This window comes from Pandoraea sp. XY-2 (assembly GCF_004193915.1).
Taxonomy (GTDB): Bacteria; Pseudomonadota; Gammaproteobacteria; order Burkholderiales; family Burkholderiaceae; genus Pandoraea; species Pandoraea cepalis.
Genome location: NZ_CP030849.1, coordinates 905452 through 921172, shown reverse-complemented (window position 1 = coordinate 921172; position 15721 = coordinate 905452). Strand labels below are relative to the sequence as shown.

General features: G+C 65.0%; 14 protein-coding genes and 3 pseudogenes. 5 read left to right on the top strand and 12 right to left on the bottom strand.

The genetic code is table 11. The features are described from left to right. Nucleotides 1-148: 148 nt before the first annotated feature. From DRB87_RS24120 to DRB87_RS04175, 9 genes and pseudogenes are all read right to left on the bottom strand, one after another. Nucleotides 149-622 (bottom strand): annotated as a pseudogene (locus tag DRB87_RS24120) (type III secretion system domain-containing protein); the annotation flags it as partial. Beyond that, a complete protein-coding gene (sctJ, locus tag DRB87_RS04210) occupies nucleotides 580-1362 on the bottom strand; it encodes a type III secretion system inner membrane ring lipoprotein SctJ (protein ID WP_206100067.1) in 783 nt (260 codons plus the stop codon). The gene sctJ and the pseudogene DRB87_RS24120, both read right to left, overlap by 43 nt. 56 nt (nucleotides 1363-1418) lie before the next feature. After that, complete coding sequence (sctI, locus tag DRB87_RS04205) at nucleotides 1419-1775, bottom strand: type III secretion system inner rod subunit SctI (protein WP_130024979.1); 357 nt, start codon at nucleotides 1773-1775, stop codon at nucleotides 1419-1421. Next, entirely contained in the window at nucleotides 1772-2194 is a 423-nt protein-coding gene (locus DRB87_RS04200) for a DUF1039 domain-containing protein (RefSeq protein ID WP_130024978.1), read from the bottom strand. Before DRB87_RS04200 ends, sctI begins: the two co-directional genes overlap by 4 nt. Beyond that, the gene (gene sctF, locus DRB87_RS04195; RefSeq protein ID WP_130024977.1) at nucleotides 2191-2409 is read right to left on the bottom strand and encodes a type III secretion system needle filament subunit SctF; all 219 of its coding nucleotides are present in this window, start codon (nucleotides 2407-2409) and stop codon (nucleotides 2191-2193) included. The genes DRB87_RS04200 and sctF overlap by 4 nt, the downstream gene beginning before the upstream one ends. Next, nucleotides 2406-3206, bottom strand: a complete 801-nt coding sequence (locus DRB87_RS04190) for a helix-turn-helix transcriptional regulator (RefSeq protein ID WP_240756173.1) — start codon at nucleotides 3204-3206, stop codon at nucleotides 2406-2408. The genes sctF and DRB87_RS04190 overlap by 4 nt, the downstream gene beginning before the upstream one ends. 224 nt (nucleotides 3207-3430) lie before the next feature. Continuing rightward, on the bottom strand, nucleotides 3431-5032 hold the full coding sequence (locus tag DRB87_RS04185; protein WP_130024976.1) for an FMN-binding glutamate synthase family protein: 1602 nt from the start codon (nucleotides 5030-5032) through the stop codon (nucleotides 3431-3433). A gap of 70 nt (nucleotides 5033-5102) precedes the next feature. Then, a pseudogene (gene mnmA / locus DRB87_RS04180) lies at nucleotides 5103-6256 on the bottom strand (tRNA 2-thiouridine(34) synthase MnmA). Continuing rightward, nucleotides 6253-6728 (bottom strand): annotated as a pseudogene (locus DRB87_RS04175) (NUDIX hydrolase). Before DRB87_RS04175 ends, mnmA begins: the two co-directional pseudogenes overlap by 4 nt. 460 nt (nucleotides 6729-7188) lie before the next feature. Between DRB87_RS04175 and DRB87_RS04170 the strand changes: the two are divergent. The 5 genes from DRB87_RS04170 (at nucleotide 7189) to DRB87_RS04150 (ending at nucleotide 12208) form a co-directional block, all read left to right on the top strand. Next, on the top strand, nucleotides 7189-8319 hold the full coding sequence (locus DRB87_RS04170; protein ID WP_130024975.1) for a Re/Si-specific NAD(P)(+) transhydrogenase subunit alpha: 1131 nt from the start codon (nucleotides 7189-7191) through the stop codon (nucleotides 8317-8319). 15 nt (nucleotides 8320-8334) lie between these two features. Continuing rightward, nucleotides 8335-8661 (top strand): NAD(P) transhydrogenase subunit alpha, encoded by a 327-nt coding sequence (locus DRB87_RS04165; protein WP_130024974.1) that lies wholly within the window; start codon nucleotides 8335-8337, stop codon nucleotides 8659-8661. After that, complete coding sequence (locus DRB87_RS04160) at nucleotides 8658-10100, top strand: NAD(P)(+) transhydrogenase (Re/Si-specific) subunit beta (protein WP_130024973.1); 1443 nt, start codon at nucleotides 8658-8660, stop codon at nucleotides 10098-10100. Before DRB87_RS04165 ends, DRB87_RS04160 begins: the two co-directional genes overlap by 4 nt. Nucleotides 10101-10202: 102 nt before the next feature. Next, nucleotides 10203-10964: a 5'-methylthioadenosine/adenosylhomocysteine nucleosidase gene (locus DRB87_RS04155; RefSeq protein ID WP_130024972.1), complete on the top strand. Its 762-nt coding sequence runs from the start codon at nucleotides 10203-10205 to the stop codon at nucleotides 10962-10964. Nucleotides 10965-11119: 155 nt separating this feature from the next. Beyond that, nucleotides 11120-12208 (top strand): hypothetical protein, encoded by a 1089-nt coding sequence (locus DRB87_RS04150; protein WP_130024971.1) that lies wholly within the window; start codon nucleotides 11120-11122, stop codon nucleotides 12206-12208. Nucleotides 12209-12289: 81 nt separating this feature from the next. Here DRB87_RS04150 and DRB87_RS04145 read toward each other — a convergent pair whose 3' ends face one another. The 3 genes from DRB87_RS04145 to DRB87_RS04135 all read right to left on the bottom strand — a co-directional run bounded on the left by DRB87_RS04145 (nucleotide 12290) and on the right by DRB87_RS04135 (nucleotide 15630). Continuing rightward, nucleotides 12290-13621 carry a class I SAM-dependent RNA methyltransferase gene (locus DRB87_RS04145; protein WP_130024970.1) on the bottom strand — a complete coding sequence of 444 codons (1332 nt, stop codon included), beginning with the start codon at nucleotides 13619-13621 and terminating at the stop codon, nucleotides 12290-12292. Nucleotides 13622-13670: 49 nt separating this feature from the next. Then, nucleotides 13671-14204, bottom strand: a complete 534-nt coding sequence (locus DRB87_RS04140; protein ID WP_017235666.1) for a gluconokinase — start codon at nucleotides 14202-14204, stop codon at nucleotides 13671-13673. A 70-nt stretch (nucleotides 14205-14274) separates the two neighbouring features. Further along, the gene (locus tag DRB87_RS04135; RefSeq protein ID WP_017235665.1) at nucleotides 14275-15630 is read right to left on the bottom strand and encodes a GntP family permease; all 1356 of its coding nucleotides are present in this window, start codon (nucleotides 15628-15630) and stop codon (nucleotides 14275-14277) included. Between the last annotated feature and the right edge of the window lie 91 nt (nucleotides 15631-15721).

The following is a 15721-nucleotide window of genomic DNA, read 5'->3' as shown; positions in this document are numbered from 1 at the left end:
TCGTTCGTCGAGCGCTCACCCGCCGCAAACGGTTCAATGTCGGCCGGCGGGGAAGCAACAGTCTGGCGGCCTTGTTCACCGTCGCCACGTCGACGCACGGCAGCTCAGACGCGCCATCCAGGCACGCGCCGGTGGCCGCCAGCGCCGCAGGAACGACCTGCTCGGGCGACAGGGTGGGTCTGGCAGGCCAATCCAGACGCGTAAGCAGCAAACGGTCGCACTGCCAGGCGTCGAGCCACGACGACAACGCACGGCGGTACGTGCCGAGCAGGAGATAGTCCGCACATCCCATCGCGCGCAAGCCGTGGGCCAACGACAGACGTCGCAGGTTCGGCAACCGCCTCAGCATCGCTTGCGCCGTGTTGCCTAGCGGGGGTGCGCAATCGCCCGCCGCCGCGCCCGGCCAGCCGCGCCGGGCGATGACCAGACCGTCGATGGACGCGCGGCACGCGGCGTGTCGCTGGTAGGTTTCTCGCCAAGGCAACATATCGAACACGTGCCACCAACCGACGTCCATTTGCATGCCGGGCTGCCAGATCAGGCGTGCAAGTTGGGTAGCGCCGCCGGAGTACGCGGGCGTCACGATGCCTTCGATACGCGGGCGCGCAAACGCGGCACCCATGATGCGCGCCGACGCCACGCCACTACCGCGGCAGCGGCCACCCCGATGCACGCGGCCACGACCATGCCCCACGCCACCGTCGGCAGCCCGCGTCCGCGATCCGTCAACGGGCCCGCGGGCGCACCTGTCGACGCGTCGACGGACGCACGAGGCAAGCGATAATCGGCGGGCTGCAACACGATGCTGATGCGCTCGGGCGTCACCCCCGGCACGCTGTCGTGAACCAGGCTGCGAATATCCGTCATACGCTGCGTCATATTGATCTCGGGGCTGTACTTCACGAAGACGGCCACGCCGGGCGGCAAGGTCGTGCGCCCTGCGGAATCCGTCGGCACCTGCGCGATCGAGACTTCGGCCACCATCACACCGTCGAGCGACGCGAGCATGCGCTCGAGTCGCTGCTCCTTGAGATAGATCAGCTTCGCCTGCTCCTGCACAGGCGAACTGACGAGTTGTCCTGGTGGAAAGACATCCTCGACGGACGCGCGCTTCTGGCGCGGCAAGCCGTGCTGGCGCAGCACCTCGACACCGCGCACGAAATCGCTGCGCTCGATGCGAACCGTCATGCCCGCGGTGTCGGCGCGCTTGTCGGCCTGCAGCCCGGACACCAGCAATAGCGCCAACATCTGGTTGGCCTCGGTCTCGCTCAGCGAGCGATGCAGTTCGACCTTGCACCCGGCGAGCGAGATCACGAGCAGGCTGCCCAGCAGCCATCGGCCGCGCCAACGGATTTGTGCCACGGACGGAGTGCGTCTCGCCGATCTCGCCAGGACGTCGACGATGCGACGGCCGCGCGTCATTGCATATGCACCAGCTTGTTCACCCCTTGCGTGGCGGCGCCCGCGACCTTCGCCACGAACTCCAGTGCCAGCACGCGCTCGGTCAGGACTCGTTGCATCGCGAGCATGCGGGCCGGATCGTCCAGCGTGCGCTCGTCGATCGCTACCCGCTCGGCCAGGCGTTCGGTGTTGCCCGCGAGCTTGCCCGCTGCGCTGAGCAGATGATGCTCCGGCAGCGACGGCGCGCTCGCGAGGGCCTGACCGAAATGAACGGCGTCGTGCTCGCTGGCGTTGACCGGTACGAGCGCGGCGTTCGCTGGCGTTGCAATGGCAGACGCGTGCGCAAGTACCGCAGGGATCTGAGAAGTGGTCATGACGAGGGAACGGGAGGAGGAGAGGAGGACGAAGAGGACGAAGAGGACGAAGAGGACGAAGAGGACAACGCGGGCAACGTCGGCGACATCGCGTTGGCGGACTGGCTGGCGTCCATCGCGTCAAGCCAGCGGGCAAGCACGTCGCCCGTCGGGTTGGCGTCATGCCCGGCCGCCACGATCTTGGCGAGGTGGGCGCGCGCCGCGCGCGTATCGCCGAGCGCGATGAGAAGCGCCGAGTGCAGCCATTGACGCGTCTCACGATCCGTCACGAGCGACGGCAAGGCATGCAGGATCACGCGGGCTTGCGAGTGCATGCCGTGATGTGCACCCGCCAGCGCCAGTTCGACGACGATTTGCCGGATCGACGCGTCCAGCCATGAATCGGCGGCGTTGTGCAACACAGGGTCTGCGCACGTCATGCGATCTTGGCGATGATGCCCATCAGCGTGTCCTTGATGAGCTTGAGCGTTGCGCTATGCAGCCCGACCATTGTCGAGAACTGCTGCAACTTGAACTGGACATCGAGCATATCCCGAGGGTCGTCGGCTTTCCCTGCGCGCACGGCCTGCGTCGCTTGGTCCGACAGGCTCCGCACCCCTTCGGACATGCCGCGATGGATTTCCTCGACGTTCATTGCACGCCCCTGTCGGTGAGGGCACCGTGCCCCGCGACCAGATCGGCGCGCATGGCGGCATAGGCATCCGCTTGCGGCATGGCGACACGGCCGCCGCCGCGCTGCGGCGGCGTGCCCAGCCGGATTTCCGTCGGCGCGCAATCGAAGCGCTTGCGGAACGTGTCGGTGAAGTGCGCATGGTTGGTGAAGCCGCACTCAAGCGCGATGTCGAGTACTTTGTGACGCGTGGACAGCAGCAGATCGCGCGCCAGCCGAAGGCGTCGCTCCAGCAGCCACTGCTTCGCGGGCATGCCATACGTTTGCTGGAACAGGTAGCGAAACTTGCGCAGCGGCATGCCAAACTCTTCGGCGAGCCGCCCGACCGGCCACGGCCGGTGAAAATTGGCTTCGACGAAATCGAACAGCGAATGGCTGCCCGCGATCGTCTGACGCAACATGGCCGAGAAGTACCGCTGATCGCGACACAGGCAATAGACGTAGAAGAAACGCAGCATCGCCATGCGGTCGACGTTTTGCAACGTCATGGCCACGTCGACCATGCTGGGCTCGAGAATCAGCGTGCGTGCCGCCTGTCGATGAAAAACGCCGAGCGGACGGCGGTCGAGCAGATCGACGACATCGGGGTACAGCGCCTGCAGGTCGCAGGCGTGAAAATCGTGTGACATCACCGGCCCTGGGGCATCGATCGTCGCATCCGAATGGGTGGCGGTCATGCCGCCGGCCGGCAGCGTGTGTACGAGACCGTTCACATTCAGTTTGATGTCGTGGTGGCTGATCAGAAATCGCACCGTACTCATAGGCTCCTCCTCTGACGACGGGCGGTCGCCGGGATGACAAAGTCGAAGGCCACACCATAGGCGAGTCCGCCCGCGAGCATCATCCGGTGGAGACCTTAATGTGCGATGCCTGACCTCGGCGTTATCGTATTTGGGAAGAAAACTGTCGGGAAACGTAAAAAAACCCGGCGCAGCATCACGTCGGGTTGTGGTGGAAGCCTCTTGCCTGGGCTTGCGCCGTTCGGTCAGGTGACCTCAGCCGGAGAGAAACTGTCGGCGCGCGCCATCGGCCAGTATTTTTCGTAGAGCTGGTAACGGAACTGGCCGCGCAGCAGATCGCCCGGCGCAAGGTACTTGAGCGATTCCGACATCAGGCGAATCTCGTTGGTCGACACACGCTCGACGATGTGATGCGCTCGCAGGTCGGACGGATGCGACAACCCCGCCGCCTGAATCAACTCCTGCAACGCATGCAACGTATGCGCGTGGAACTGGTGCACGCGCTGCGCCTTGTCCGGCACCACCAAGGCGCGCTGACGCAACGCATCCTGCGTTGCGACGCCCGTCGGGCAGCGGTCGGTGTGACATTTCTGCGATTGAATACAGCCGATCGCGAACATGAAGCCGCGCGCGGAATTGCACCAGTCAGCGCCGATCGCCAGCGTGCGGGCGATGTCGAATGCCGTAACGATCTTGCCCGATGCACCGATGCGGATCTTCTCGCGCAACCCGGCCCCCACGAGCGTGTTGTGCACGAGCAGAAGTCCTTCCTGCAGCGGCGCACCCACGTGATCGGTGAACTCGAGCGGCGCGGCGCCCGTGCCGCCTTCCGAGCCGTCCACGACGATGAAGTCGGGCAGGATGCCGCTCTCGAGCATCGCCTTCACAATGCTGAAAAATTCCCATGGATGGCCGATGCACAGCTTGAACCCGGTCGGCTTGCCTCCCGAGAGCGTGCGCAGACGCTCGACGAATTGCAGCAACCCAAGCGGCGTCGAGAACTCACTGTGACGCGACGGCGAAATACAGTCCTGCCCCATCGGCACGCCGCGCGTGGCGGCAATCTCCGGCGTGATCTTGGCCGCGGGCAGCACGCCGCCGTGTCCCGGCTTTGCGCCTTGCGAGAGCTTCACCTCGATCATCTTCACCTGAGGCGTGGTCGCCTGCGCCGCGAATTTCTCGGCGTTGAAGGTGCCGTCGTCGTTGCGGCATCCGAAGTAGCCCGAGGCCACTTCCCAGATCAGGTCGCCGCCCTGCTCCCGGTGATGCGGCGAGATGGAACCCTCGCCGGTGTCATGAATGAAGTTGCCGAGCTTCGCACCGCGATTGAGTGCACGGATGGCGTTGGCCGACAGGGCACCGAAACTCATGGCGGAGATATTGAAGATCGACGCCGAATACGGCTGTGCACGATCCGCGCCAATGGTGATGCGAAAGTCGTGATCCTTCAGGACAGTCGGCGCGAGCGAGTGAGCAATCCATTCATAGCCCGTCGCCTTGACATCGATCTCGGTGCCGAACGGCCGGCTGTCGACATCGCCCTTGGCGCGCTGATAGACAATGCTGCGCTGGGCACGCGAGAAGGGTGTCTCTGACGTATCGTCTTCCACGAAATACTGGCGAATTTCGGGGCGGATGAACTCGAACAGAAACCGGAAGTGTCCCCACAGCGGGTAGTTGCGCAGCACGGCGTGACGCTGCTGCACGATATCCCACACGCCGAGCGCCACCAGCGCCGCGAACGGCAACGGCCAGAGCGGATGCCAACCGTCGAACAGCACGCCCGCCAACGTTGCCAGGAGCAACGCCACGACGAGCCACAGAGCCAGGAATCGGCGCGAGAACATGAAATCTCCTTGCTTTAGGGGGACACTCGCCGGCACGCGGCCGGGGGTCCCCCGGCGAGCGCCGGCGGATTCAATGCGTATTGAGGATGGCGTGTTTGGCGGCCACGGCGGCCTGGGGGTTAGCGCTGCCGGCGTCGGCCGGCGTCGTGGCCGCGATGATGCCGCCGCCCAGACAGACCTCGCCGTCATACAGCACGGCCGATTGCCCCGGCGTGACAGCCCACTGCGCCTCCGAGAACGACAACGTGAGCGCGTCGGCGTCGGCACGCACCACTTCGCATGCGGCGTCGGCCTGCCGGTAGCGAGTCTTGGCGCCGCAGCGCGTGCCCTCGGCCGGCGGCTCGCCCGCGACCCACGACAGGTCTTCGGCATCGAGCGTGTCCGAGAGCAGCCACGGATGATCGTGGCCCTGAACCACATACAACGTGTTGCTCGCCATGTCCTTGCGCGCCACGAACCACGGCTCGCCGGAGCCTTCGCGGCTGCCCCGAGTCCGATGCCCTTGCGCTGGCCCAGGGTGTAGAACGCCAGGCCCACGTGCTCGCCCACGACCGCACCGTCAGGCGTTTTCATCGGGCCCGGTTGGGTCGGCAGGTAGCGATTGAGGAAGTCGCGAAATGGTCGCTCGCCAATGAAGCAAATGCCGGTCGAGTCCTTCTTCTTCGCGTTCGGCAATCCAATCTGGGCGGCAATCTCGCGAACCTTCGTCTTCGGCATTTCGCCGAGCGGAAACATCGTGCGTGAAAGCTGCTGCTGGTTCAGCCGGTGCAGGAAGTAGCTCTGATCCTTGGTGTGGTCGAACGCCTTGAGCAGCTCGAAGCGCCCATCGCGCTCGCGCACGCGGGCGTAGTGGCCCGTGGCGATGGTCTCGCCGCCCAGCGCCACGGCGTGATCGAGAAACGCCTTGAACTTGATCTCGGCGTTGCACAGCACATCGGGATTGGGCGTGCGGCCCGCCGAATACTCGCGAAGGAATTCCGCGAACACGCGGTCCTTGTATTCGGCGGCAAAGTTCACGGCTTCGACGTCGATGCCGACCAGATCGGCGACCGAGACCACGTCGATCCAGTCCTGCCGGGTCGAACAGTATTCACTGTCGTCATCGTCTTCCCAGTTCTTCATGAACAGTCCGACGACGTCATAGCCTTGTTGTTTGAGCAGCCATGCCGTGACCGACGAATCCACGCCGCCCGACATGCCTACCACTACGCGTTTTTGACTCATGTGTTGCCTTGCCCGCCGGTGCTCGCCGGATGGGTCAAAAGTAGAGCGAGGTCGTAACGTACCCCCGCAGGTAATCGTCCATGCAGCGCTCGAGAATCGGCGAGCGATGGCGCGCGCGCTGGGTACGCACTTCGTCCGGTGTCAGCCAGACGGTGCCGACAATGCCGTCGTCGAGCGTGCGCGACGCATCGAAGTCGCCCAGCGTGCCGGTGAACGCGAAGCGCAGATACGCGATGTCGCCGGGGCCGGGGGCGAGATAGATGCCCAGCAGATGCTGGGGCGCGAACGCATAGGCCGTCTCTTCCAGCACTTCACGGCGCACCGCGTCGAGAATCGACTCGCCCGGCTCCAGATGACCGGCCGGTTGGTTGATCAACAGGCCCTCACGCTTTTGCTCTTCGACAAACAGAAAACGGCCGTCGCGCTCGACGACCGCGGCGACCGTCACGTTGGGCTTCCAGCGTGCATTCATGACGCATCCTTGCGGGACGGGGGGACCGGACGGGCCCGATGGACCGTGGCCGGCGGTTGGCCCACGCGGTCGGTCCGAGACGTTACCCCGATAAAAGCAGCATTTTACCGTCTGGCGGGGTTTGGCGCTGAAGACCGGTGAGCGTCGTGACCGTGGCGGGCGAGACGACCGACCGGTCGGTCGGCCACCGCGACCGTGATCCCGGCCCTGTCGGCATATCCATATGCGGTTTCGTGCAATAGGCGCGTCTGTCATCTTCGGGTAAGCTTCCAGCACCAGCAATGTGCAGCATGCAGTGGCAGTACCGCATCACCGGTTTGTGCAGTAGTTCGATTGCAGTGGTTTGTGCAGGACTAATGTCATCAGCGGCGAAACAGGTAATGCGCCTGCCCCGGCAGCGCACGCGCTGCGGCTCCTTGGCCGCTGATGAGATCAGTTCACAAACCCAAGGAGAGACGTAATGAGAATCGGCATCCCCGCCGAAACGCTTACCGGCGAATCCCGTGTCGCGGCCACGCCCGAGACGGTGAAGAAGCTGGTCGCGTCAGGACATCAGATCGTGGTCGGACGCGGTGCAGGAGACGCCGCAAGTGTGCCCGACGCGGCCTTCGAAGCCGCCGGCGCCACATTAGGCAACGCCGCCGACGCCCTAGGTGCAGAACTCGTACTCAAGGTACGGGCCCCCTCCTCCGAGGAACTCGCACTCATCCCGCGCGGCAGTGTCGTCGTCGGCATGCTCAACCCGTTCGATGCGGAGAACAATGCGCGCATGGCGGCCGCTGGCGTGACGGCCTTCGCCTTGGAAGCCGCGCCGCGGACCACGCGTGCGCAAAGCATGGACGTGTTGTCCTCGCAGGCCAACATCGCCGGCTACAAGGCCGTGATGCTTGCCGCCAATCTGTATCAGCGCTTCATGCCGATGCTCATGACGGCCGCCGGCACGGTCAAGGCCGCGCGTCTGGTCGTGCTGGGCGCCGGCGTCGCCGGATTGCAGGCCATCGCCACGGCCAAGCGTCTCGGTGCGGTCATCGAAGCGTCGGATGTGCGTCCCGCCGTGCGCGAGCAGATCGAATCGCTCGGCGCCAAGTTCATCGACGTGCCGTTCGAGACCGACGAGGAACGCGAGATCGCCAAGGGCGTGGGCGGCTATGCGCGCCCGATGCCGGCGGCATGGCTCGCCCGTCAGTCGCAACTCGTGCACACGCGTCTCACGCAAGCGGACATCGTCATCTCCACCGCGTTGATTCCGGGGCGCGCCGCGCCGACGCTCATCGCCGAAGACACCGTCAAGGCCATGAAGCCCGGCTCGGTGATCATCGATCTGGCGGCAGGGCGCGGCGCGAACGGCGGCGGCAATTGCCCGTTGTCGGTGGCCGACGAGGTCGTCAAGGTGCATGGCGTGACGATTGCGGGCTACACCAACCTCGCGGGCATGGTGGCGGCCGACGCCTCGGCGCTGTATGCCCGTAACGTGCTCGACTTCCTGAAGCTGGTGATCGACAAGGAAGGCAAGCTCGTCATCGATACCAACGACGACATCGTCAGTGCGTGCCTGATGTGCCGCGACGGTCAAGTGCTGCGTGCGGCATAAGGGGGAGACACGACCATGGAAATGATCAATCACACGGTGATCAATCTGATCATCTTCGTGCTGGCGGTGTACGTCGGCTATCACGTGGTGTGGAACGTCACGCCTGCGCTGCACACGCCGCTCATGGCGGTGACGAACGCGATCTCGGCCATCGTGATCGTGGGCGCGATGCTCGCGGCCGGGCTCACGGAAGGCGCGCTCGGCAAGACGATGGGTGTCGTGGCCGTGGCGCTTGCGGCGGTGAACGTGTTCGGGGGCTTCCTCGTCACACAGCGCATGCTCGAGATGTTCAAGAAGAAAGACAAGGCGCCCGTCAAGGCGGCCGAGGGGGACAAGCAATGAGTATGAATCTCGTCACGCTGCTGTATCTGGTCGCGTCGATCTGTTTCATCCAGGCGCTCAAGGGCCTGTCGAACCCAAAGATGGCGCGACGCGGCAATGCGTTCGGCATGATCGGGATGGCCATTGCGGCCCTCACCACGATTGCGTTGATCTTTGAACTGCGACGTCTGATGGGCGGGAACTACTCGGGTCTCGGGTTGATTCTGGGTGGGCTCGTGGTCGGCGGTGGCATCGGCGCGTTCGTCGCGCGCAAGGTCGAGATGACCAAGATGCCGGAGCTGGTCGCGGCCATGCACTCGCTGATCGGTCTGGCGGCCGTGTGTATCGCGGTGGCGGCGGTCGCGGAACCGGCGGCATTCGGCATTGTGCCGGCCGGGGAAACGGTGCTGCCTTCCGGTAATCGGATCGAGTTGTTCATCGGTACGTTCGTCGGCGCGATCACGTTCTCGGGGTCGGTCATCGCCTTCGGCAAGCTCTCTGGCAAGTACAAGTTCCGTTTGTTCCAGGGCGCGCCGGTCCAGTTCACGGGCCAGCACACGATCAACCTGCTGCTCGCCATCGCGATGCTCGGCTTCGGTGTCATCTTCTTCCTGTCGCAAAGTTGGCTGCCGTTCGTTCTGATGACGGCCATCGCGTTCGTGCTCGGTGTGCTCATCATCATCCCGATTGGCGGCGCGGACATGCCGGTCGTCGTGTCGATGCTGAACTCGTACTCGGGCTGGGCGGCCGCCGGTATCGGCTTCTCGCTGAACAACCCGATGCTCATCATCGCAGGCTCGCTCGTGGGTTCGTCAGGCGCCATCCTGTCGTACATCATGTGCAAAGCCATGAATCGCTCGTTCTTCAACGTGCTTCTCGGCGGGTTCGGTGCAACGCCGGGCACGAGCCCCGCGGGCGGCGAGCAACAACAACGGCCGGTAAAGTCGGGGTCGCCTGACGACGCCGCGTTCCTGATGAGCAACGCCGAATCGCTGGTGATCGTGCCGGGTTACGGCCTGGCCGTCGCCCGCGCGCAGCACGCCCTGAAGGAGTTGACCGACAAGCTCACCGAGAAGGGGGTGAATGTGCGCTACGCCATTCACCCGGTGGCGGGGCGCATGCCGGGTCACATGAACGTGCTGCTCGCCGAAGCCGAAGTGCCATACGATCAGGTGCTGGAGATGGACGAGATCAACGGCGAATTCGGCCAGACGGACGTGGTGCTGGTGCTCGGCGCGAACGACGTGGTGAACCCGGCCGCGAAGAACGATCCGACGTCGCCGATTGCCGGCATGCCGATTCTCGAGGCGTACAAGGCCAAGACGATCATCGTCAACAAGCGTTCGATGGCGGCGGGCTACGCCGGTCTCGATAACGAGTTGTTCTACCTCGACAAGACCATGATGGTCTTCGGCGACGCGAAGAAGGTTGTCGAAGAGATGGTCAAGGCCGTCGACTAACGCGACACGTTCGTCATCGGCCGCACTGCGGGGCTGCACCGGAAGTATGCGGGCAGCCCCGCGCTACAATGCGCGCTCCTCATTGCTCCCAGGAACCGCGCCATGACGCTCGGCATTGTCGCCGCTCTGCACGAAGAAATTACCGATCTGCTCGCCGAGATGGCGCCCGGCGCGCACGTCGAGTCCGTCGGTATGCGTGAGTACCACGTGGGCAAGCTGCATGGCCATGACTGTGTCGTCGTGCTCGCACGTGTCGGCAAGGTCGCGGCGGCCGCCACGACCACCGCGCTGATTCACCGGTTCGCGATCGACGAGCTCGTTTTCACCGGCGTGGCGGGCGGGCTCGCGCATGGGTTGTCGGTCGGCGACATCGTCGTGGCCGACACGCTCGTGCAGCACGACATGGACGCCAGCCCCCTCTTCCCTCGTTTCGAAATCCCGCTGCTCGGCCGCAACGCCTTCGCCAGCGCACCGCCGCTGCGCGACGCCCTCGCGAGAGCGGCGCGCGACTGGCTCGCCGAGGAGATGGCGACGCAAGTGCCCGTCGCGCTGCGCACCGAATGGCAGATGAGCGCCCCACGCGTGCATGTCGGGCAAATCGCGAGCGGCGATCAGTTCGTCTCCAGCGCGGGCGAGGTCAGCCGGCTGCGCGACGCGCTGCCGCAAACCCTCGCCGTGGAGATGGAAGGGGCTGCCGTGGCTCAGGTGTGCCATGAGTACGGCGTCCCGTTCGCCGTGATGCGCACGCTCTCAGATAGCGCCGACGACACCGCCCACGTCGACTTCCCACGCTTTCTGCGCGAGGTGGCCAGCCATTATTCGCACGGCATCCTGCGCCGCTTCCTGACCGAACGGCGCGCATAATCCGGGGACCCTGCGCGAACACTCCGGGCGCCTCGCCGTCTGCCGCGTCGAGGCGTCCGTCCCCGTTTCGACAATTCCGGCGCACGATCTCGACACCTCGCACCGGACGCCTTCCCGACAATGCCATCTCTTGCATTGTCCGAAGGAGAGTTCCGATGAACGTGGAAAATCATCATGCCGGCACAGTCGCCACGGCGCATCTGAGTACGCCGGCACTCGCGCCGATCTATCGAACGCTGTGCTGGAGCGACGTCATCCAGATTCGCGCGCTCAACCCCAAGTGCAATCCGACGAAGGAGGCGATAACGGTAGCGGCCGAGCACCCGGATTGCGTGTTCGGACGCGAAGTCGCGCCCTATGTCGGCAAGACGGCCATCGGTGAACCGGCACGCAACGCGCAACAGCAAATGGCGCTGCGTCGGCTCGCCGTGCTGGAAGACCATGAGGTGACGATCGATTTGCTGCGGGATACAGGCTTGCCCAGTGCCATTGCCTCCGATCTCGTGCAACGGCTGTGCGCACGACCGATGGGTTGGTCCCTCTTCGAGCGGCTCGTGATCACGCCGACGCTGAACGACTGGGCGCGATCCGTGCTGGAGCGCCACGAGCCCGTGCACGTGGCCGACGATGTGCTGACGCTGCGCATCCTGCAGGCGTTCGGCCATGACGTCGCCGTGCCGTGGACGTTCGATGTCACCAACAAGTGGGTGTATTTCTACAGCGTATCGCCGGGTGACACGGGGTGCCTCACGCGACTCCTCAATACGGCCACGCGCGATCGACCGGACGATAGTGTCCGGCGCGAGGCATGCCGCAAGGCCTATCAGGCGCTGGCGTACACGCACTACGGTGCAGACGGCCAACTCTGGCCGCATTGGGAGGTGAGAGGCGACATCTGGGAGATCTATCCGGATCCGCGCAGCGAAACCTTCCATGACGACATCGTGTCCGATAACGCCGTCACCTGCGAGACGGAGCGTTGGCTCAGAAACGTCACGCCCGTCGGATTCATGAATGTTTCCGGCCACTCGCCGCGCACCGGCCTCGACTACGAGAGCGATCTGTCGGACCCGGACAACGTAACCTGCGATCCTGAGCGCGCGCGCGTCACACCGAGCGAACTGCGCATACGCCTCGCGACCTTGGCTGCGCAGCGACGCGGAGCGACGTCGGCCGCGCTGCCGGCACCGCCCGCCCCAGCGTCAGGCCCGCGTATCGCGTGGTCATCGGCCACCGACCAGTAATCGCGTGGCGCACGTCGCGCACAAAACAAAAGACCGGCAGGCGCCGGTCTTTTTCTTGTAACGTCGAATGCGCAGCGTCGCTTACGCTTGCGGTGCGCCCGCCTCGTCCTTGCCTTCGCCCTTGCCCTCACTTTCTCCGCGCTTGCGCACCGAGCCGGCAATCAGGTCGAAGCGAAACAGACGGCATTCGAGCGCGCCGTTGAACAGCGGTGTGCGACGCGATTCGCGCAGACGCATCTGTCCGGGCAGGCTCATGTCGGCCGTCAGCAGGTAGGCACTCCAGCCCGTGAAGCGCTGCTTGAGCGCGTCGCCGAAGGCGCGGAAGAACGCCGCGTCGACACCGTCCGGCTGATTGCGCTGAAACTGACCGCCACGATTGCCCTGCATGTCCGGCGATTCGTCGCCGTCATCGGCTTCGCGCGATCCGCGACGTCCGCGCACTTCGATACGCTCGCCGTACGGCGGATTCGCGACGATGATGCCGGGTCGATCCACCGGGGGCGACATATCGCGCGCATCCACCTGCTTGAGGCCGATGTCGCCCACGCCCGCACGCTCCAGGTTGGCGCGGGCCTTGGCCAGCATATCGCCCGAGATGTCGCTGCCGAAAATCGTCGGCGGCACGCCGCGCACTCGCGCGTCGCGTTGTGCCTCGGTGGCCTGCACCTTCAGCGTCTGCCACGCCGTGATGTCGTAGCCCTTGAGTTTCTCGAAGCCGAAGCGGCGCTCGGCACCCGCGGGCACGCCCAGCGCAATCTGCGCCGCTTCCGCGAGGAAGGTGCCGCTGCCGCACATCGGGTCGTACAGCACCATGTCGGCCGCCGTGTCGGTGCGCCAGCCGGCCAGACGCAGAATGCCGGCAGCCAGGTTCTCGCGCAGCGGGGCCGCGCCCTTGTCCAGACGCCAGCCGCGCTTGAACAACGCTTCGCCCGAAGTATCGAGATAGAGGGTAGCGTCGGTGGCGGTCAGGAAGGCGAACACCCGCACGTCGGGCTGCGACGTATCGATGTTCGGCCGCGCGCCGGTCTTCTCGCGCAGGCGGTCGCACACGGCGTCCTTGATCCGCAGCGTGACGAATTCGAGGCTGCGCACCGGCGCCTTGATGCCGGTGACGTCCACGCGCAGCGTCTGCTGCGACGAAAACCACTCTTCCCAGCGCTGCGCGAGCGCGAAGGCGTAGATGTCCTGCTCGGTCCGGTAGGGCTGCTGGGCGATGCGAAGCAGCACGCGGCTCGCGATGCGTGAATGCAGGTTGGCGGCCATGCCGGCTGCCCACGGACCGGCGAAATGCACGCCACCGGGCACCTGTTTGCCCACCGACACGGGCGCCAGACGTCCCAGCTCTGCCAATTCGGCGGCGAGCGCCTCTTCCAGTCCGCGAGGACAGGGCGCGAAGAATTCGAAGGAAGCCATTTCGATGCGTACGACCGGCACGCGAAGTGCCGGCGGAGGGAATAAACCGCTATTGTACGCGCGCCGACCCGGCCGGCGTCAGCGCCGCGCCACCGGGGCAGGCGGCGAGTTTGTGCAACAGCGTCTCGACGATGGCGTCGGGCGACTCGCGGATGTCGATCACCAACGCGTCGCGCGGCTCTTCGAGCGTGTCGAACTGGCTTTGCAACAGCGCCGGGTCGAAGAAGTGCCCGCCACGCGACGCCAGGCGCTCGCCGATCACCTCGGGGGCCCCCTTCAGATAGACGAACACGACGTCGCCGTCGTGCTCGCCCAGCACGTCGCGATAGCGCGAGCGCAACGCCGAACACGCGAACACGTGGTGACGCCCCGCCACGCGGCGCGCGACGATCGCCTCGCGAATCGCCGCCAGCCACGGGGCGCGGTCGTTGTCGTTAAGCGCCTCACCGCGCCGCATCTTTTCGATGTTCGCGGCGCTGTGAAACGAATCCGCGTCGGAAAACCCGCAGCCCAGACGCTCGGCAAGTCGTTGCCCGACCGTGCTCTTGCCGCTGCCCGATACGCCCATTACCACGACGATCATGGCTCGCCTCCTTGTAACCGGCTGACTCGCGTCAGCGTATTGACGCTGTTGCACGCCCTGCATCGCTACCTCACACCACCGTGGCGAGGCCGAGCGTCAGCAGCAACGCCACAACCGAAATGATCGTCTCGCACACCGTCCAGGTCTTGAAGGTCTGCGGCACGGTCATGTTGAAATATTCCTTGACCAGCCAGAAGCCGCCGTCGTTGACGTGTGACAGGATCAGCGAGCCCGCGCCCGTGGCCAGCACCATCAATTCCGGTTTCACGGTGGCACCGGCGGCCGCCGCGATCGGCGCGACGATACCGCACGCCGTGGTCATGGCCACCGTCGCCGAGCCCGTCGCGATGCGAATCAGCACCGCCACCAGCCAGCCCAGCAGCAGCGGCGAGAGGTGGGCGTTCGTCGCGACATCGACGATCGCCTTCGACACGCCGCTGTCCATCAGGATACGCCCGAAACCGCCGCCCGCTCCCACCACCAGCGTGATCGTGGCGATCGGCGCCAGACACTCGTTGGTGAACTTCAGGATATGGTCGCGATTGAAACCGCGCTGCTTGCCGAACGTGAAGAAGCTCACGAGCGTGGCGATCAGCAACGCCATCACCGAGTTGCCGATCAGGCGCAGAAATTCGTTGGCAAACGTCTTCGGCGCGAAGAACAGGTCGGCCCAGCTACCGATGAGCATCAGGATCACCGGCAGCAGAATCGTGAACAGCGTGATGCCGAAGCCCGGCAGTTCGTTCAGCGCACGGTCCTTTTCGACGAACTGCGAGAGCAGCGGATTGTCCGGATTGGGCACCACGTGGCGCGCCATGAGCTTTGCGAACAGCGGGCCGGCAATGGCCGCCGTCGGAATGCCGACGATCAGCGCGTACATGATGGTGTGACCGATGTCCGCGTTGTAGGCGGTCACGGCGAGCAACGCGGCCGGGTGCGGCGGAATCAGGCCGTGCACGACCGACAGGCCCGCCACCATCGGAATGCCCACGAGCACCATCGACGTACCGGTCCGCTTGGCGACGTTGAACGCAATCGGAATCAGCAGCACGAAACCGACTTCGAAGAACACCGGCAGACCGACGATGAACGCGATCACGACCATCGCCCAGTGCACGTTCTTCTCACCGAAGGCGCCGATGAGCGTGCGCGCAATGCGCTCGGCCCCGCCCGACTCGGCCATCATCTTGCCGAGCATCGTGCCAAGCCCCACCACCAGCGCGATGTGCCCCAGCGTGTTGCCCACACCTGTCTCGAACGCCTTGACGATTCCCCCCATCGGCATGCCCACCGCCAGCCCGAGCACGAGCGAGACGACGATCAGCGTGATGAACGGATTCAGTTTGAAACGCGCGATCAGCAGAATCAGCGCGATTACCGCGACTAGCGCGTACACCAGCAGCAAGTTGCCTTGCACCGCGACCATGGGGGTCTCCTCGTTTGGCTAGATGGGCGAATGCCCGAAGGGCTTGCGCCCGATTATTGGAATTGTTGGATGTGATGCGTTGCTTCGATGA